An 18896-nucleotide genomic window follows, 5' to 3' on the forward strand; every position below is an offset into this window, starting at 1 on the left:
ACGCTCCCCACCCCGCGCTAGACCCGCCGAACATCCGGAACGGAGCGGCATGGCTACTTCCTCGCCAGCATCGGTCACCGTGGGCCAGAAGGCCTCGCGTCCCCCATTCCGCCATCGGCACCTGCTCGGCATCAGCCAGCTGAACCAGTACGAAATCGTCGAGCTGCTCGATCGCGCCGAGGCGATGATCCCGATCTCGCGGCAGCCCCGCAAGATCCTGCCCACCCTCTCAGGCAAGACCCAGATCAACCTGTTCTTCGAGAACTCGACCCGCACCCAGTCGAGTTTCGAGATCGCCGGCAAGCGGCTCGGCGCGCAGGTCACCAACATGTCGGTGAAGACCTCGTCGGTGGCCAAGGGCGAAACGCTGATCGATACTGCTGCGACCCTCAACGCCATGCGCCCGGACGTCATCGTTGTTCGGCACGGCTCGTCGGGCGCGGTGGAACTGCTGAGCCAGAAAGTCGGCTGCTCGGTGATCAATGCCGGCGACGGCAGCCACGAGCATCCGACCCAGGCGCTGCTCGATGCGCTCACCATCCGCCAGCACAAGGGCTTTCTCGCCGGCCTTACCGTCGCCATCTGCGGCGACATCGCCAATTCCCGCGTCGCCCGCTCGAACCTGCTGCTGCTCGGCGCCATGCAGGCGCGGACCCGCGTCGTTGCCCCGCGCACGCTCCTGCCCAAGGGCATTGAGGCGCTGGCGACCGAAACCTACACCGACATGCGCAAAGGCCTCGAAGGCGCCGACGTGGTGATGATGCTCCGCCTCCAACACGAGCGCGCCAGCGGCCGGATGATCCCCTCGATCCGCGAATACTACCACTTCTATGGCCTCGACGCCGAAAAGCTCAGCTACGCCAAGCCCGACGCCATCGTCATGCATCCGGGCCCAATGAACCGCGGCGTCGAGATCGACCCGGCCATCGCCGATGGACCGCGCTCGGTGATCACTGAGCAGGTCGAGATGGGCGTCGCCGTCCGCATGGCCGTGCTCGATACCCTCCTCGCCGATCGCGAGGAGGCATGATGAGCGCAAAACCCTTCGTCATCACCAATGCCCGCATCATCGATCCGGCCTCCGGCCGCGATGCCCCCGGCGCCCTCCTCGTCGAGGACGGCAAGATCGCCGGGCTCACGGATGCCGGCCCGCAGGGCATCCCCGACGGCGCCGAAATCTACGATGCCCGCGGTCTCGTCGTCGCGCCCGGCCTCATCGACATGCGCGTCTTCACCGGCGAGCCCGGCCACGAATATCGCGAGACCCTGCAGAGCGCCGCCGATGCCGCGGCCGCCGGCGGCGTCACCAGCTTCGTGCTGATGCCGGACACGACGCCCGTGATCGACGATGGTGCGCTGGTCGATTTCCTGCTCCGCCGCGCCGGCGCCACCGCCGCCGTCAACATCCTCCCCGCCGCCGCGCTGACCCGTGGCCTCAAGGGCGAGGAGATCACCGAGTATGGCCTCCTCAAGGAGGCCGGCGCCGTGGCGCTGACCGACGGCCGCCATTCGGTGCAGTCCGCCGGCCTGCTGCGCTCGGCCTTCACCTACGCAGCCAACTTCGACCTGCCCGTCATCCACCACCTCGCCGACCACACACTCGTCGGGGATGGCGTGATGAACGAGGGCACGCTGGCGACCGTCTCCGGCCTCAAGGGCATCCCGATCGAGGCCGAGACCATCCCGCTCGCCCGCGACCTCCAGCTCGCGGCGCTGACCGGCGTACGCTACCACGCCGCGCAGGTCTCGACCGGCGCCGCCGTCGACCTGCTCGCCACCGCCAAGCGCCGCGGCAAGGCCATCTCCGCCGGCATCTCGATCAACAACCTCGCGCTCAACGAGAACGACGTCGCGCCCTGGCGCACCTTCTTCAAGCTGTCGCCGCCGTTGCGCTCCGAAGATGACCGCCAGGCCGTTATCGCCGGCCTCAACTCCGGTGCCATCGACACCATTCATTCCGGCCACGATCCGCAGGATAGCGAAGTGAAGCGCCAGCCCTTCGCCGAAGCCTCGGACGGCGCGGTCGGGCTCGAAACCCTGCTCGCCGCCGCCCTCCGCCTCGTCCATTCCGGCGACGTGCCGCTGCTGACGCTCCTCCGTGCCATGACCAGCCGCCCGGCCGAGATCCTCGGGCTGAGCTCCGGCCGCCTCGCCGTCGGCGCTCCCGCCGACATCATCGTCATCGATACCGACTTCCCCTGGGTGGTGAAGGATCGCGAGCTGCGCTCCCGCTCCCGCAACACAGCTTTCGAGGGCGCCCGCATGCAGGGCGCCGTCATGCACAGCTTCGTTGCGGGCAAGCCGGTCTTCAGCCATGCTGCGGTCAAAGAGGGCGCTTCCGCATGAACTTCCTGATCGCTGCCGCGATGGGCTACCTGCTCGGCTCGATTCCCTTCGGCCTGCTGCTGACGCGCGCCGTCGGCATCGATATCCGCTCGATCGGCTCGGGCAATATCGGCGCCACCAACGTGCTGCGCACCGGCAATCGCTGGCTCGCCGCCGGGACCTTGCTGCTCGATGCCGGCAAGGGCCTCGCCGCCGTGCTGATCGCCCGCTGGTTCCTGATCTCGACGCCCGGCGTCGATGCCATCCTCGCCGACAAGTACATCGTCTACACCGCCGGCATCTTCGCCTTCCTCGGCCACATCTTCCCCGTCTGGCTCGGGTTCAAGGGCGGCAAGGGCGTCGCCACTTATGTCGGCGTGCTGCTGGGGTGGGATTGGCGCGTCGGCCTGATCTTCTGCGGCGTTTGGCTGCTCATCGCCTTCACCCGCAAGTTCTCCTCGCTCGCCGCGCTCACCGCCGCGGCCACGGCCCCGCTCTTTGCCTATGGCCTCGCCGCCAGCGAGAACTACGCCCTGCTCTTTGCCTCGGCCTGCGGGCTGCTCACGCTGCTCATCTACTACAAGCACTGGCCCAATATCCGGCGGCTGTGGAACGGCACCGAGCCCAAGATCGGCTCCGAGAAGAAGCCGGGCTGATCCATGTCCTCCGGCGGCATCGAACTGACGCCGTCGCAGCGCATCGCCTGGCTGCGCCTCATCCGCACCCCCAATGTCGGCCCGCAGACCTTCCGGCAGTTGATCAACCGAGAAGGCTCCGCCGAAGCGGCAATCGCCGCCCTGCCCGGCCTGCTCAAACGCGCCGGCACCGCCGCCAGCATCCCCACTGTCGCGGAAGCCGAGGACGAGATCGCCGCCACCGCCAAGCTAGGTGGCCGCCTCGTCGGCTCGGGCGAGCCGGGCTATCCGCCACTACTGCGCTATATCTCCGGCGCGCCGCCCATGGTCACCATCTCCGGGCGCGACAATCTCGACTGGTACCGCACCGTCGCCATTGTCGGCGCCCGCAACGCCTCCACCGCCGGCCAGAAATTCGCCCAGATGCTCGCCGCCGATCTCGGCGAGGCCCGCTACACCGTGGTCTCCGGCCTCGCCCGTGGTATCGACGCCGCCGCGCACCGCGCCTCGCTGCGCACCGGCACGGTCGCCGTGCTCGCCGGCGGGCTCGACCACATCTATCCCGACGAGAACCTGCCGCTTGCCCGCGACATCTATGCCAATGGCGGCGCGCTGCTCACCGAAATGCCGCTCGGCTGGGAACCGCGTGCCCGCGACTTTCCGCGCCGCAATCGCCTCGTTTCCGGCCTCGCCTTGGGCACGGTCGTGGTCGAAGCCGCCAAGCGCTCCGGCTCGCTGATCACCGCCCGCCTTGCCCTCGAGCAGAATCGCGAGGTCTTCGCCGTCCCCGGCTCGCCCCTCGACCCCCGCGCCGAGGGCGGCAACGCCCTCATTCAGCAAGGGGCAAAACTGATCACCGGTGCCGCCGACATCATCGAAACCCTGCGTGATGCTGATCCTTCGCGCACCAGCCTGCTCGAACCTGACTGGCTGCCCGACGGCGAGAGCTTTGATCCCGCCCCGCCGTCCGACAACGAGCGCGCGCTGCTGATCGAGGCCCTGAGCCTCACCCCGGTGGCCGTCGACGACATCATCAAGTCAACCGGCATAGCCATCGCCCGGGTCCAGACGCTCCTGCTCGAACTCGATCTCGAAGGTCGCGTTGAATGGTCGAGCGGACAGCTGGTGGCGCTGAAACCCTGAGCGACAGATTCTTCCCCCTTAGGGGGAATGGCGGACCCCGGTTTTGGCCCGGTTGACAGCCCACGACCGCTTCACCATGTTGCGCCGCGTCCGGATGCCACTCCCGAAAGTATGTGAATGAAGCTCGTCGTCGTCGAAAGTCCCAACAAGATCAAGACGATCAGCTCGTACCTCGGCAAGGATTACGAGGTCATGGCCAGTTTCGGCCACGTCCGTGATTTGCCCGCCAAGGACGGCTCCGTGCTGCCCGACGACGACTTCTCCATGAGCTGGGAAGTCGACACGGCCTCCAGGAAACGCCTGGCCGATATCGGCAACGCTCTCAAGAACGCCGACGAACTGATCCTCGCCACCGACCCCGATCGCGAAGGCGAGGCAATCAGCTGGCACGTGCTCGATGTGCTGCGGCAGAAGAAGCTGATCAAGGACAAGCCGGTTCGCCGCGTCGTCTTCAACGCCATCACCAAGGATGCCGTTACCGAGGCGATGCGCAATCCGCGCGATATCGATGAGCCGCTGGTCGATGCGTATCTCGCCCGCCGCGCGCTCGACTATCTCGTCGGCTTCACGCTCTCGCCGGTGCTGTGGCGCAAGCTGCCCGGCTCGCGCTCGGCCGGCCGCGTCCAGTCCGTGGCACTCCGCCTCGTCTGCGACCGTGAAAGCGAGATCGAGCGCTTCCGCGCCCAGGAATATTGGTCGATCGGCGCCCGTCTCAACGAGAAGGGCAAGAGCTTCGAGGCCCGCCTCTACTCCGTCGACGGCAAGAAGACCGACAAGCTCGATATCGGCAGCGCCGCCGATGCCGAGGCGCTGAAGGCCGCCATCGAAGCCGGCACGTTCTCGGTCACCGCTGTCGACAAGAAGCCGACCAAGCGCAATCCCTACGCCCCGTTCTCGACCTCGAGCCTGCAGCAGGATGCCTCCTCGCGCCTCGGCTTCTCGCCGTCCCGCACGATGCAGATCGCCCAGCGCCTCTACGAAGACGGCATCATCACCTATATGCGTACCGATGCGGTGCAGATGGCGCCCGAGGGTATCGACCAGGCCCGCCGCGCCATCGTCAAGAATTTCGGCGCCGACTACCTGCCCGAGAAGGCCCGCATCTATTCGACCAAGGCCAAGAACGCGCAGGAGGCCCACGAGGCCATTCGTCCCACCGACATGTTCCGTCATCCGGACACCCTGCGCGGCGATCCGGATCGGCATCGCCTCTACGAGCTGATCTGGAAGCGCACCCTCGCCAGCCAGATGCGCTCGGCCGAGATCGAACGCACCACCGCCGACATCGCGGTCTTTGCCACCAGCCGCGACATCGCGCTGCGCGCCATCGGTTCGGTCGTCACCTTCCCCGGCTTCCTTGCGCTCTATGGCGTCGAGGCCAAGGAGGATCGCGATCCTAACGCGGAGGAGGACGAGGATAGCCGCGAGCTGCCGCCGCTCAATGTCGGCGACCGGCCCAGGCTCGAGCAGGCGCTGATCGAGCAGCACTTCACCCAGCCGCCGCCGCGCTACACCGAAGCCAGCCTGATCAAGAAGATGGAAGAGATCGGCATCGGCCGGCCCTCGACCTATGCGGCGACCGTCTCGGTGCTGCAGGACCGCAACTACGTCCGCATCGACAAGCGCGCGCTCGTTCCCGAGGATCGCGGCCGCATCGTCACCGCCTTCCTCGAAAGCTTCTTCAACCGCTATGTCGAGTACGGCTTCACTGCCAGTCTCGAGGAAAAGCTCGATCTCATCTCGGACGGCAAGCTTGCCTGGAAGGATGTGCTGCGCGACTTCTGGCGCGACTTCCAGGGCCATGTCGAAGAGATCAAGGACCTGCGCGTCTCCGAAGTCCTCGACGCGCTGAACGACCTGCTCGCCGACCACATCTTCCCGGCCAAGGCCGACGGCTCCGATCCGCGCCGCTGCCCCAACTGCGGCGAAGGCCAGCTGTCGCTGAAGCTGGGCAAGTTCGGCGCCTTCATCGGCTGCTCGAACTATCCAGAGTGCCGCTACACCATGCAGCTCTCCGACGCGGCCACCGGCGGCGCCAGCGAAGCCGGTGCCGGCGACGGCATACTGGGCACCGATCCGGCGAGCGGGCTCGAGGTTGCCTTGAAGTCCGGCCGTTTCGGCCCATATGTGCAGCTGGGCGACGGACCCGAACCGAAGCGCGCGTCGCTGCCCAAGGGTTGGACTCCGGACAGCCTGACGCTCGACAAGGCGTTGCAGCTTCTCACCCTTCCCCGCGAAATCGGCCTTCACCCGGAATCCGGCAAGCCGATCAGCGCCGGCATCGGGCGCTACGGACCCTTCGTCCTGCACGACGGCACCTATGCCAACCTGCCGGACGTCGAAGAGGTCTTCACCGTCGGCATCAACCGCGCCGTCGACCTCATCGCCCAGAAGGCCGCCGGTGGCGGACGCTTCGGCAAGGGTCGTGCCGGTGCTCCGGCGGCGATCCAGACCTTCGAGCACGATGCCGGTCCGATCACGGTTCGTGCCGGCCGCTATGGCCCCTACGTGAATCAGGGCAAGGTGAACGCCACGCTGCCCAAGGAGTTGAAGCCCGAGGATGTAACCCTCGAGCAGGCACTCGAGCTCATCGCCGCCAAGGGCGGCCCGAGCGCAAAGAAATCCTCGTCGCGCACCGCTGCTGCTAAGAAGGCACCGGCGAAGAAGGCGGCGACCAAGAAACCCGCGGCCAAGGGCAAGTCGACCACGACAAAGCCCAAGACCGCATCGAAAAAGACTGCGGAGGCCTGATTACTCGGGAGGTCGTTCAGACCCCCGGGTCATTCCCGCGAAAGCGGGAATCCCCGTTCAGAGCCGCCGCCACCGGAGGTCATTGAGGACCTCTGAGAAGTGAACATGGCTCAGAAAAGCAAAACGACTATCAAAACCACAAAAACCCCGCGGCAGTTTGCCGTGGGCGCCCTGCCCTCGCGCGAGGCTGTCCTCCAGGCGATGGCGGAAAATCCCAGCCTCGACGGCAAGCGCGACCTCGCGCGCCATTTCGGCATCCACGGCGACATGCGCACCCCCTTCAAGGTGCTACTCAAGGAGCTTGAGGGCGACGGACACCTGTCCCGAACCCGCAAGCAACTCCGTCGCACCGCGGCCCTGCCCGCCGTGACCGTCCTCGACATACCGGCCGACGCCGATCCCGACGATCTGCACGCCTTCCCGGCGCAGTGGAACACCGAGGAAGGCCCGGCCCCGCGTGTCGAGGTCCGGCAGCCCAGGAATGCCCGCGTCGTCCCGGCGCCTGGCGACCGCATTCTCGCCCGCATCGATGCCGGCGAAGGCGACGTGCCACGCTACACCGCCCGCACCATGAAGATCCTCGACAAGCCGCGCCGCGGCCAGGTCGGCATCGTGCGCATGGACGAAGGCGGCGCCCGCCTGATCCCGGTCGACCGCAAGCAGAAGGAAATGCGCATCGACGGCGGCGATCTCGGCGATGCCCGCGATGGCGACCTCGTCGAGGTCGAGGTGAAGTTCACCGGCCGGCTGATGATCCCCAAGGCGCGGGTCACCAACGTCATCGGCAACCCGCAATCCGAGGGCGCGATCTCGATGATCGCCATCCATAACCTCGAGATCCCCTACCGCTTCCCTGCCTCCGTGCTGAAGGAAACCGAGGAGGCCAAGGAGGCCGAACTCAAGGGCCGTGAGGACTGGCGCCACATCCCGCTGATCACCATCGATCCGGCCGACGCCAAGGACCACGACGACGCCGTCTATGCCGAGCCGGACACCGATCCGAAGAACGAAGGCGGCCACATTGTCTACGTGGCGATCGCCGACGTCGCCGCCTATGTCCGCTCCGGCACCGCGCTCGACCGCGAAGCCTATATCCGCGGCAACTCGGTCTATTTCCCGGATCGCGTCGTGCCGATGCTGCCCGAGCGCATCTCGAACGACCTCTGCTCGCTGAAGGAAGGTGAAAACCGCCCCTCCCTTGCCGTGCGCATGGTCTTCGACCGCAACGGCAAGAAGCGCAGCCACAGCTTCCATCGCGTGCTGTTCCGTTCGGCCGCCAAGCTCAGCTACCAGCAGGCCCAGGCCGCCATCGACGGCAAGCCCGACGACAAGACCGGCCCGATCCTCGACACCATCCTCAAGCCCCTGTGGGCCGCCTACGCCACCATGGCCAAGGCCCGCGACGCCCGTGGCCCGCTCGATCTCGATCTGCCCGAGCGCAAGATCATCCTCGACAAGGCCGGTATGGTCGTCGACGTGAAGGTGCCCGAGCGCCTCGATGCGCATCGTCTCATCGAAGAGATGATGATTGCCGCCAATGTCGCGGCCGCCGAGACGCTGGAGAAGCACCGCAGCGCCCTGCTCTATCGGGTGCACGATACGCCCAGCCAGGAAAAGCTCGTCGCCCTGCGCGACTTCCTCGCGTCACTGTCGCTGCCGGCGCCGAAATCCGACGCGGTCCGCCCGTCCGATTTCAACCGCATCCTCGACAAGGCGCGCACCGACGGCAAGATCCAGCAGGTTTCGGAGATCATCCTTCGCACCCAGGCGCAGGCCGAGTACGCGGCCGAGAATTACGGCCATTTCGGCCTCAACCTCGATCGCTACGCTCACTTCACCTCGCCGATCCGCCGCTATGCCGACCTCATCGTCCACCGCGCCCTGATCGGCGCGCTGAACCTGGGAAATGACGGGCTGACCGAAGGCGAGATCGCCAAGCTCCCCGGCATCGCGCAGCACATCTCCTCCACCGAACGCCGCGCCATGCTGGCCGAACGCGAAACCAATGATCGGCTGCTGGCGCAGTTCCTTGCCGCCCACGTCAACGCCAGGTTCGAGGGCCGCATCTCCGGCGTCACCCGTTCAGGTCTGTTTGTCCGGCTGAAGGATACCGGCGCCGACGGCTTCATCCCGGCCTCGACCCTCGGCCAGGATTATTATCGCTTCGTCGAGGAGATGCAGGCCATGGTCGGCGACCGCACCGGCGAAACCTTCCGCATCGGCGACGATGTCGAAGTCCGCCTGCTCGAGGTTGCACCCATTGCCGGCGCCCTGCGCTTCGAGCTTTTGAGCGAAGGCAGCCGCGGCGTTCCGTCATCTGGTGGACGGGGCCGCAAGGGACCATCTAGGTCTGGCAGAAGTTCACCGACTAAGCGCGGATTTTCGCGCGCCAAGAGATAGACAAATGGCTGTCGAAGTTCAGACGTTTCGTACGCCCCGCCCCCTGCTGAAGGCCATCGGCAATGGCCTGCTCTGCCGCTGTCCCAACTGCGGCAAGGGCAAGCTCTACCGCAAATACCTGAAGCTGAACGAGTCCTGCTCCGAGTGCGGCCTCGATTTCAGCCAGGCCCGCGCCGACGACTTCCCGCCCTATATCGCCATCTTCATCGTCGGCCACGTCCTGGTCGGCTGGATGCTGCATGCCGAAATGGGCGGCCCCGTCGACCCGATGTTTTATGTCTGGACCATGATTCCGGCGGCGATCCTCTTGCCGCTCGTCATGCTGCCCTCGATCAAGGGCGCCGTGGTCGGCCTGCAATGGGCCAACTACATGCACGGCTTCGACCCGGCCCGCGCCGACCACAGCCGGCACGACGCTTAGTCCGTACACCCGGTGTCATCCCCGCGAAAGCGGGGACCTCCGTTTCGCCCCGCCGCGCGTTGTCGGCACGTCATCCACCTTGACACCGGCCGGAAAATCCGTAGTTTCCGGCCAAATTTCGTAAGGCCCTTTCGGCCGGGTAATTCAGCGCCGCGCGAACACCCCGCGCGGCAAGCCGTTTCAAGGAACGTGAATCATGGCCAAAGCCGTCTCGCTCAAGATCAAGCTCGTGTCCACCGCCGACACCGGCTACTACTACGTCACCAAGAAGAACTCGCGTACCCAGACCGAGAAGCTCTCGTTCAAGAAGTACGACCCCGTGGTGCGCAAGCACGTCGAGTTCAAGGAAGCCAAGATCAAGTGATCTGACGACGCTGCTTGCGTCCAAACGAAAAGCCCCGCGCCAGTCGCGGGGCTTTTCGTTTCAAACTGTCTCTTTTTGGGAAATCCATCACGAATGCAAAACGCCCGCCCCTATAGAAGGGACGGGCGTTCTTGAAAGCGGCCGGTCCGAGCGGCATGTCGAAGAGGCCACTCTTGACCACTGCGGACCGGCCTCCCTACGGACCCAGGAGTTGCGGCGGACCTGAGGAGAACCGTAGGGGTGACTGCCAACGCTTGTGTCGGCGTTGTCTTGTCATGTGTATAACTTACCGTTTTATCGCGCCTAGTCAAATGGCTGCGACGAAACGTTACTAAAGCTTAACCTTAATTCTGCAGTGCGGCATCTTCGTCACGCCGCGTCGTAGACCACGCGGTTCCTGCCACCCCGCTTTGCGCGGTAGAGCGCCACGTCGGCTCGTTTCAGCAATAGTTCGGGCGTATCGGTTTCGTGTTCGTTGAGCGCCAGCCCGACGGACACAGTAACCGCCAGTGGCCGGCCATTCCCTACGTCGAACGCCTTTTCAGCCACTGCAGCCCGCACACGCTCGGCCACGCCATGCGCCTGGCGGGAATCGGTGTCCGGCATCAGCACCACGAACTCTTCGCCGCCGAATCGACAGGCGAGGTCTACGCCGCGGATATGGCGCCGCAGCCGGTCGGAGAACTCGCGCAGCACGGCGTCGCCGCTGTCATGGCCATGCGTATCGTTGACCGACTTGAAGTAGTCCATGTCGATCAGCATCAGCGCCATATCGCGCCCCTGCTCCTGCGCCTTGCCCAGCAGGATCGACAAATGCCGCTCGAAATAGCGCCGGTTGTAGAGCCCGGTCAGCTCGTCCGTCACCGCCAGCGCCAACGTGTTGCTGACGCTCTGACGCAACTCCACCGCATAGCGCTGCCGACGTATCTGCGTGCGCACCCGGGCCAGCAGCTCGTTGCGCTCCACCGGCCGCATGATGAAGTCGTTGACGCCCAGGTCGAGGCCGCGCACGACGCGCGGCCGGTCGTCTTCCTCGGCCATCAGGATGATCGGCAGCGAACGCGTCTGCTCCGCCGTCCGCATCTGCGAGCACACCCGCAGCGGGTCGAAATCCTTCAGCGCCATCGACACCAGCGCCAGTTCGTACTCGCCCCCGCTCACCGCCAGTGCCGCGTCGGCCGGATTAGCCAGCACGTCGACGCGATTGTTGGCCGCGAGATAGCCGCGGATGCGCTCGGCGTGGCGCGCATCGGTATCGATCAGCAGCACGTGGCCGTTGCTGTGGTCCACTCTATCCATCGCCAGCTGCGCATCTTCGATAGCGATCTCTTGCCCGGTGCGGGCACGGGCCCGCAGCTCGTCGGTCAGCGCCTTGAGGCGCACCAGGCTCCTGACCCGCGCCATCAACTGCACGTCGTCGATCGGCTTCGAGATGAAATCGTCGGCCCCGACCTCCAGCCCGCGCACGCGATCAGAGGGCTGGTCGAGCGCAGTCACCATCAGCACGGGGATATGGCTGGTATGGCGGTCGGCCTTGAGCCGCCGGCAAACTTCGAACCCGTCCATTTCGGGCATCATCACGTCGAGTAGCACCAAGTCGACGGCGCCCTCGGCGCAAACATCGAGCGCCTGCCGGCCAGAAGCGGCGGTGACGACCTCAAAATACTCGGCCGAAAGCCGCGCCTCGAGCAGGCGGACATTCGTTGGAATATCGTCGACGATCAGCACCCGTGCCGTCAAAGACCGCAACCCTCGCAATGTGAGGAGACCTGCCGGGATTCCGGCTAGTTGGCGGGACCAATGTAGTGGGCAATCGTTTCCAAAAAGTGAGGCACTGAGATCGGCTTGGAGATGTATCCCTCACAACCGCCCTGCAATATCCGCTCCTCGTCGCCCTTCATGGCGAAGGCCGTGACCGCGATCACCGGAATCGCGGCCAGCTCGTCGTCTTCCTTGAGCCACTTGGTGACCACCAGCCCCGATACCTCGGGCAGCTGGATATCCATCAGGATCAGGTCCGGCCGGTGCGCCCGGGCAAGGTCCATCGCCTCCAGCCCGTTGCGGGTCTGGATGATGGAATAGCCACGAGATTCAAGCAGATCGTTGAAGAGCTTCATGTTGAGCTCGTTGTCCTCAACGATCATCACGGTCTTGGGCATGGAGACTCAAATCTGCCCGTAACCGGGCCGGGGACCCTCGTGTTCTGCCCCAAGTTCGAGGTAACATCAATCTGTTACACTCCTGACCAGCCCCTGAGTCCCTCCGTGCCCAGATCCATCGAACTCACCGCGCGGACCCTGGGCGACATGTGCCTGCACTATCTCGCCGAAAATCCGGCCCAGCTCGCCGAGTTCATGACCATGACCGGCTACTCGCCCGACGCGCTGCGCAAGGCTGCCGGCGGCGCCGGCCTCGACCGTGGCCTCGTTGATTATGTCGCCAGCAACGAGCCGCTGCTTCTCGCCGTCTGCGCCAATAACAGCCTGAAACCCGACGACTTCATGCGCGTCTGGGCCAAGCTCAACCCCTCGGGATGAGCCATGCTCTCGCTGTGCCGCGATTGCTCGGCTACCTTTGACACTCCCGAGCCCCTGCCCCGCTGCCGCGCCTGCGGCTCGCCGCGCATCATTGCCCATGCTGAGCTCGGCGTACTCAGCATCGCCCATGTCGATTGCGACGCCTTCTACGCCTCGATCGAAAAGCGCGACAATCCGAGCCTCGTCGACAAGCCGCTGATCATCGGCGGCGGCACCCGCGGCGTCGTCTCCACCTGCTGCTATATCGCCCGGCAATATGGCGTGCGCTCCGCCATGCCGATGTTCAAGGCGCGCGAGCTTTGCCCGCAAGCCGTGGTCATCCCGCCCGACATGGCGAAGTACGTGGCCGTCAGCCGCCAGATCCGTACTCTCATGGATGCGTTGACCCCATTGGTAGAACCGCTCTCGATCGACGAGGCGTTCCTCGACCTCACCGGCACCGAGACGCTGCATCGCGCACCGGCCGCCGTTGTCCTCGCCCGCTTCGCCCGGCAGGTCGAACGCGAGATCGGCGTCACCATCTCGGTCGGCCTGAGCCACAACAAGTTCCTCGCCAAGACCGCCTCCGACCTCGACAAGCCACGCGGCTTCGCCGTTATCGGCAAGGCCGAGACGCTGGACTTCCTCGCCCGCCAGCCGGTGAGCCTCATCTTCGGCGTCGGCAAGGTGTTCTCCGAAACGCTGCGCAAGGACGGCTTCGAGTCGATCGGCCAGTTGCAGCAGACCCCCGACATCGAGCTCATCCGCCGTTACGGCGATACCGGTGCCCGCCTGGCGAAACTTGCCCGCGGCGAGGATGCCCGCTCGGTGTCGACCGACGACCGCATGAAGTCGGTTTCGTCCGAGACCACCTTCAACACCGACCTCAAGGGCTATGACGAACTCTCGACCGAGCTGCTCGCCATGTCCGAGCGCCTGTCCGAACGGCTCAAGGCCAAGGGATTGGTCGGCGACACGGTGACCCTCAAGCTCAAATCCGCCGGATTTCGCTTGCGAACCCGCGCGCGGGCCCTGATGATCCCGACACAGCTTGCCAGCGTGCTCTACGAAACCGGCCTGCAGCTGCTCGCCCGCGAGGTGGATGGCACTGCTTTCCGTCTCATCGGAATCGGTGTCAGCGGCATTTCGGCGGCCGACGGGATCGACCCGGTCGACCTTATCGAACCCGGCATTGCCCGCCGGGCTGCTGCCGAGCGGGCCATTGACCGTGTACGCGACCGTTTCGGCCGCGACGCAGTGATCCGCGGCAAGCTATATGATCGCGTGAAGGCACGTGCCGAGCGCAATAGCGACAAGACAGACGAAGAGAACCAAGATGACCAGCCCCCTCGATAAGCTCCGCGAATATGGCTACGAGCTGCCCATGCCGAAGGCGCCGGTTGCGACCTATATCCCGGTCACCCGCACCGGCAACATCGTCTACGTGTCCGGCCAGATTTCGTCGGACGCCAGCGGCGTCTCCGTCGGCAAGCTCGGCGACACCATGAATGTCGTCCAGGGCGGCAATGCCGCCGAACTGGCAGCGGTGAACTTCCTCAGCCAGGTCGTCCACTCGGCCGGGCTCGACCTCACCAAGATCCGCGTGCTCAAGCTCACCGTGTTCGTGAACTCGACCCCCGAATTCTCCGAGCACCACCTCGTCGCCAATGGCGCCTCGAACCTCATCGTCGGCGTGCTCGGCGACAAGGGCCGGCACGCCCGCTCCGCCATCGGCATGGCGGCCCTGCCGCTCGGCGCCGCCGTCGAAGTCGAGGGCATCGTCGAGGTCGAAGGCTGACGCAAACAAACTGTCATCAGGGGCTGCTAGCGCCCGGGCACCTGCAACCCCATATGACGGCTTAAGACCATGTGCGCCAAACCCGTTTTCGATCGTCCCATCGCCCATCGCGGCCTGCATGACCGCAGCCGCGGGATCATCGAGAACACCGCCAGCGCCTTCGCCGCCGCGATCGAGAAGGGCTACGCCATCGAGTGCGATGTCCAGCTCAGCCGCGACGGCATCCCGATGATCTTCCACGACGACGATCTGGACCGGCTGACCGGCATCGCCGGCCCGGTCGGCGCCAAAACCATGGCCGAGCTCGCGAGCTACACCCTGCTCGACAGCACCACCGGCGACACCCCGCAGCGCTTCAGTGAGTTCCTGGCCCAGATCGCAGGTCGCGTGCTGCTGCAGATCGAGTTAAAGCAGCAACCCGACCAGGCCTCCACCGAGGTCCTGGCGCAAACCGTCATGGATGCGCTCAAGGGCTATCGCGGCCCGGTCACCATCGAGTCCTTCGATCCAAAGCTCCTGGTCGAGGTGCGCAAGCGCGGCGGCACCATGCCGCTCGGCATCGTCACCTATGGCTATGACGAGCCTGAGTGGGACCAGCACCTCTCGGGCGGCGTCAAGTTCGTGCTGCGCAATCTGCTGCACTACCCGATGACCCGCTTCGATTTCATCTCCTGCCGCGACCAGTCGCTCGACCTCGCGGCGGTAAAATTCTTCCGCGCGCTCGGCATCCCGGTCACCGCCTGGACCATCAAGACGCCCGCCGCCGCGCTCGCTGTCATCGGCAAGGCCGACCAGATCGTCTTCGAGGGTTTTGAACCGCCAAGTGCCTGACAACTCGCTCAGCGCCCGTTCCGTCTCGTCCATCGCCGACATCCCGGCGGGGGTGTGGAACAGCTTGGCGCCGAACCATGACGGCGTCGTCGACAACCCGTTCCTCGACCACGCTTTCTTCCTCGCCGCCGAGCAGTCCGGCTCAGCCAGCCACCGCACCGGCTGGCAGCCGCAGCATCTCGTTCTCGAGGACGAAGCCGGCGCCATCGTCGGCGCCATGCCGCTCTATGCCAAGTCGCACTCGCAGGGCGAATACGTGTTCGATCACGGCTGGGCCGATGCCTTCGACCGCGCCGGCGGCAACTACTATCCGAAACTGCAATGCGCCGTGCCCTTCACCCCGGTCACCGGCCCGCGTTTCCTCGCCACCGACCCGGCCATCCGCACCGCACTGATGCGCGGCTCGGAAATGCTGGCGACGCAGAACAACATCTCGTCGGTCCACGCCACTTTCGTCACCGAGGAGGAGGCCGAACTCGCCCGTGCCTCCGGCTGGCTGGTCCGCCACGACACCCAGTATCACTGGCACAACGAGGGCTTTTCGAGCTTCGACGATTTCCTCGAAACCCTCTCCTCCCGTCACCGCAAGGTTACCCGCCGCGAGCGCCGCGACGCGCTCGAGCCCGAGGGACTGACCGTTCGCTGGCTCACCGGCGCCGACCTCACCGAGGATGTGTGGGATCACTTCTTCGAGTTCTACCAGGATACCGGCAGCCGCAAGTGGGGCCGGCCCTATCTCAACCGCCGCTTCTTCTCGCTGCTTTCGGCGGCCATGGCCGACCGCATCGTGCTGATGTTCGCCTATGACGGCGACGAGCCGATCGCCGGCACGTTGAGCCTGATCGGCCACGATAGGCTCTATGGCCGCTACTGGGGCGCCACCCGGCACGTGCCGTTCCTGCACTTCGAGCTCTGCTATTACCAGGCCATCGATTTCGGCATCGCCCGCAAGCTCAGCGTCGTCGAAGCCGGTGCGCAGGGCGAGCACAAGCTCGCGCGCGGCTACGCCCCCGCCACCACGCGCTCGGTGCACTGGATCGGCCACCCCGGCCTGCGCGACGCCGTTGCTCGCTTCGTCGCCTCCGAACGCGCCTCCGTCGCCCGCGAGCAGGAGCAGCTCGAGCGCTACACCCCCTTCAGACATGGGGACCGCCAATAGGAGCGCTTGCCTGCCCGTTTCGCCTGTGCTTCCAGTCACCCGACTGGACGCGCACGGGTCCCGCGCGGTATTTTCCCCGCCTCAGCACAGCCACACTCCTCGCTAGAAGGAGAGGCCCGTCCAGAGGCGGCGACATGGAGACGGCATGAGCAAGCGCATCGCGATAGCAGCGATCGGCACGATGGGCGACGTCCAGCCCTTTGCCGCGCTGGCGCTCGCCCTCAAGAAGCGCGGCCATTCCGTTGTCCTCTGCGCCACCAACGACTTCGAGAACTTCGTCACCGGGCAGGGCATCGAGTTCGCGACGCTGGGCAGCGACATCCAGGCCTTCATGCGCCAGAGCCAGTTCGATCTGGTGATGTCGAAGAACTCGCTACTCTACGCGCCAAAGCTGCTGCGCGACGGCCAGAAGATCATGAAGGAAGCCTGCCGGCGCCTCTGGGCCACCGCGCAGGATGTCGATTGCATCATCTTCCACCAGACCACCAATTTCGCCGTCGATATCGCCGAGGCGCGCGACATCCCGGCCATCATGACGGCCTTCCAGCCGATCAACCCGACCGGCGAGTTCCCCTATTTCGGCTATGACGGCCCTGCCCCCGAGCCGCTGTTCAACCGCATCAGCCTCGATCCGCTGTTCAACCGGTTGAGCTACGTCGTCCAGGCCGCGCATCAGAGCTATTACGATTTCCCGCGCGACCGCATGCGCGCCAAGCTCCTCGGCCTGCGCAGCCGCAAGCGCTCCGGCTTCTCCAAGAATGCCCGCGGCGAGCCGATCCCGGCCCTGCACGCCTATTCGCGCACCATCTCCCCACCGCCCGGCGACTGGCCCGAGACCACCACGGTCACCGGCTTCTGGCGCCTCGACGATACCTCCGGCTGGGCCCCCGACGCCGATTTCCAGCGCTTCCTCGATGCCGGCGATGCGCCGATCTATCTCGGCTTCGGCTCCATGCCCTGGGGCGCGGCGCGCAACACCGAGATCATCACCCGCGCCCTGCGCGAATGGGGTGGCCGCGCCGTGGTCGGCAAGGGCTGGGGCGGCATCAAGTCCGAGGACCTGCCCGACACCGTCTATTCGATCGACAAGGCCCCGCACACAAAACTCTTCCCGCTGATGAAGGGCCTCGTCCATCACGGCGGCGCCGGCACCACCTATGCCGGCCTCTTTGCCGGCCGGCCCACCTTCGTCGTCCCGCACTTCTTCGACCAGCCCTACTGGGGCCGCCGCGTCTACGAACTGGGCTGCGGCCCGGCCCCGGTGAAGCTGAGGAAACTCACCCCGCACATCCTCGCCTCGGCGCTGGAAGAGCTGTCCACCGACGCCTCCTTCGCCATCGCCGCCACCGAAATGCAGGAAAAGCTCATGCTCGAGGACGGCACGGGGCTTGCCGCCGATATCGTCGAAGAGACAATTGAAACCTATCCCGGCAACTATTATCCCGAAGACCAAGCTTTGGGAGCCGCCTCGTGACCACCTACGACCCGGGAAACATCTTCGGCAAGATCATTCGGGGCGAGATTCCCTCGCACAAGGTCTACGAGGATGCCGACGTGCTGGTGATGATGGACATCTTCCCCCAGTCCAAAGGCCACAGCCTCGTCATCCCGAAGGCGCCATCGCGTAACCTGTACGATGCCGATCCGGCTGTCCTTGCCAAGGCTATCGGCCACGTGCAGCGTGTCGCCAATGCCGTGCGCCGGGCCTTGAGCCCCGACGGCATCCGCATCGCCCAGTTCAACGAAGCACCGGCCGGACAGTCGGTCTTCCACCTCCACTTTCACATCATTCCGGTCTACGAGGGCGTCCCGGTCGGGCGCCATGGCGACAGTGGCAAAGCCGATGACGCCGAACTCGCCGAGCAAGCCAGGGCGATCGCCGCACATCTGAAGTGACGCCCACACCCCATCTCTCCCTCGGGCTCGTGCTGACTGCCACGGCCGGCATGATCGACGTCGTCGGCTTCATCGAGTTGGGCGGCTTCTACACCTCGTTCATGAGTGGCAACACCACTCAGCTCGGCGCCGGTCTCACCCACATAGGTGCGGGCTTGCTGCTGCCCGCTGGCCTCATCGCCATGTTCGTGATCGGCAGCTTCCTGGGCAGCCTGATCTCGACCATCGGCGGTCGCCGCGGTCGCATCGGCACCCTTACCTTCGTCATCGCCGGTCTGCTCGTCACCGGTGCGCTCTACACCAACGGCTTCACGCCGGCACAGGCCATGCTCACCCTCGCCGCTGCAGCCGGCGCACAGAACGCCGTGCTGCAGCCGGCCGGCGCCGTCCGCCTCGGCGCCACTTTCGTGACCGGCACCCTCTTTGCCGTCGGCCAGGACCTTGCCCGCGCCGTCCATGGCGACGCGCCGCCCTGGCGCTGGGTCCAGCACCTGCTGGTGTGGTTCTCGCTGCTGCTCGGCGCCGGCATTGGTGCCTTCGCCTACAAGGAACTGCACGTGGGCGCGCTATTCATCCCCGGCGCCATCTACCTGACCTTCCTCGTCGGCAACATCATCCACGCGCCGCGCCCGAACTCGCCCTAACCCGGCGACTTCC

The 18896-nt window shown here is 65.7% G+C and carries 18 protein-coding genes; 16 read left to right on the forward strand and 2 right to left on the reverse strand.

All coding sequences use genetic code 11. The annotated features are described in order from the left end of the window. Window positions 1–49: 49 nt before the first annotated feature. The 8 genes from AC3A6I_RS10485 (at window position 50) to rpmG (ending at window position 10039) form a co-directional block, all read left to right on the forward strand. Window positions 50–1030: an aspartate carbamoyltransferase catalytic subunit gene (locus tag AC3A6I_RS10485; protein WP_487543633.1), complete on the forward strand. Its 981-nt coding sequence runs from the start codon at window positions 50–52 to the stop codon at window positions 1028–1030. Then, entirely contained in the window at window positions 1030–2346 is a 1317-nt protein-coding gene (pyrC, locus tag AC3A6I_RS10490; protein ID WP_487543634.1) for a dihydroorotase, read from the forward strand. The genes AC3A6I_RS10485 and pyrC overlap by 1 nt, the downstream gene beginning before the upstream one ends. Beyond that, the gene (plsY, locus tag AC3A6I_RS10495; protein ID WP_487543635.1) at window positions 2343–2981 is read left to right on the forward strand and encodes a glycerol-3-phosphate 1-O-acyltransferase PlsY; all 639 of its coding nucleotides are present in this window, start codon (window positions 2343–2345) and stop codon (window positions 2979–2981) included. The genes pyrC and plsY overlap by 4 nt, the downstream gene beginning before the upstream one ends. 3 nt (window positions 2982–2984) lie before the next feature. Continuing rightward, the gene (dprA, locus tag AC3A6I_RS10500; RefSeq protein WP_487543636.1) at window positions 2985–4103 is read left to right on the forward strand and encodes a DNA-processing protein DprA; all 1119 of its coding nucleotides are present in this window, start codon (window positions 2985–2987) and stop codon (window positions 4101–4103) included. 117 nt (window positions 4104–4220) lie between these two features. Next, a complete protein-coding gene (topA, locus tag AC3A6I_RS10505; RefSeq protein ID WP_487543637.1) occupies window positions 4221–6854 on the forward strand; it encodes a type I DNA topoisomerase in 2634 nt (877 codons plus the stop codon). Between the two features lie 162 nt (window positions 6855–7016). Beyond that, window positions 7017–9254 carry a ribonuclease R gene (rnr, locus tag AC3A6I_RS10510; RefSeq protein ID WP_487543638.1) on the forward strand — a complete coding sequence of 746 codons (2238 nt, stop codon included), beginning with the start codon at window positions 7017–7019 and terminating at the stop codon, window positions 9252–9254. Between the two features lie 4 nt (window positions 9255–9258). Then, on the forward strand, window positions 9259–9675 hold the full coding sequence (locus AC3A6I_RS10515) for a DUF983 domain-containing protein (protein ID WP_487543639.1): 417 nt from the start codon (window positions 9259–9261) through the stop codon (window positions 9673–9675). Window positions 9676–9871: 196 nt separating this feature from the next. Continuing rightward, window positions 9872–10039 (forward strand): 50S ribosomal protein L33, encoded by a 168-nt coding sequence (gene rpmG / locus AC3A6I_RS10520; protein WP_273959475.1) that lies wholly within the window; start codon window positions 9872–9874, stop codon window positions 10037–10039. A gap of 369 nt (window positions 10040–10408) precedes the next feature. On the opposite strand, the gene AC3A6I_RS10525 is transcribed toward rpmG, so the two are convergent. Together AC3A6I_RS10525 and AC3A6I_RS10530 are read right to left on the reverse strand one after the other, a co-directional pair. Then, window positions 10409–11779, reverse strand: a complete 1371-nt coding sequence (locus tag AC3A6I_RS10525; RefSeq protein ID WP_487543640.1) for a PleD family two-component system response regulator — start codon at window positions 11777–11779, stop codon at window positions 10409–10411. 44 nt (window positions 11780–11823) lie between these two features. Continuing rightward, complete coding sequence (locus AC3A6I_RS10530) at window positions 11824–12198, reverse strand: response regulator (protein WP_487543641.1); 375 nt, start codon at window positions 12196–12198, stop codon at window positions 11824–11826. A gap of 105 nt (window positions 12199–12303) precedes the next feature. On the opposite strand from AC3A6I_RS10530, the gene AC3A6I_RS10535 reads away from it, so the two are divergent. The 8 genes from AC3A6I_RS10535 (at window position 12304) to AC3A6I_RS10570 (ending at window position 18883) form a co-directional block, all read left to right on the forward strand. Then, complete coding sequence (locus AC3A6I_RS10535) at window positions 12304–12576, forward strand: DUF3572 family protein (RefSeq protein ID WP_487543642.1); 273 nt, start codon at window positions 12304–12306, stop codon at window positions 12574–12576. A gap of 3 nt (window positions 12577–12579) precedes the next feature. Next, the gene (locus tag AC3A6I_RS10540; RefSeq protein ID WP_487543643.1) at window positions 12580–13911 is read left to right on the forward strand and encodes a DNA polymerase IV; all 1332 of its coding nucleotides are present in this window, start codon (window positions 12580–12582) and stop codon (window positions 13909–13911) included. Then, window positions 13892–14353, forward strand: a complete 462-nt coding sequence (locus AC3A6I_RS10545) for a RidA family protein (RefSeq protein ID WP_487543644.1) — start codon at window positions 13892–13894, stop codon at window positions 14351–14353. The genes AC3A6I_RS10540 and AC3A6I_RS10545 overlap by 20 nt, the downstream gene beginning before the upstream one ends. A 69-nt stretch (window positions 14354–14422) precedes the next feature. Beyond that, window positions 14423–15184, forward strand: coding sequence for a glycerophosphodiester phosphodiesterase family protein (locus tag AC3A6I_RS10550; RefSeq protein ID WP_487543645.1), 762 nt, complete (start codon window positions 14423–14425; stop codon window positions 15182–15184). Beyond that, window positions 15177–16343 (forward strand): GNAT family N-acetyltransferase, encoded by a 1167-nt coding sequence (locus tag AC3A6I_RS10555; RefSeq protein WP_487543646.1) that lies wholly within the window; start codon window positions 15177–15179, stop codon window positions 16341–16343. Before AC3A6I_RS10550 ends, AC3A6I_RS10555 begins: the two co-directional genes overlap by 8 nt. 145 nt (window positions 16344–16488) lie before the next feature. Next, window positions 16489–17817 (forward strand): glycosyltransferase, encoded by a 1329-nt coding sequence (locus AC3A6I_RS10560; protein ID WP_487543647.1) that lies wholly within the window; start codon window positions 16489–16491, stop codon window positions 17815–17817. Further along, entirely contained in the window at window positions 17814–18239 is a 426-nt protein-coding gene (locus tag AC3A6I_RS10565; protein WP_487543648.1) for an HIT family protein, read from the forward strand. Before AC3A6I_RS10560 ends, AC3A6I_RS10565 begins: the two co-directional genes overlap by 4 nt. Further along, window positions 18236–18883, forward strand: a complete 648-nt coding sequence (locus AC3A6I_RS10570) for a YoaK family protein (protein WP_487543649.1) — start codon at window positions 18236–18238, stop codon at window positions 18881–18883. Before AC3A6I_RS10565 ends, AC3A6I_RS10570 begins: the two co-directional genes overlap by 4 nt. Window positions 18884–18896 lie beyond the last annotated feature (13 nt).

It is taken from the genome of Devosia sp. Soil_C_22, assembly GCF_057657195.1.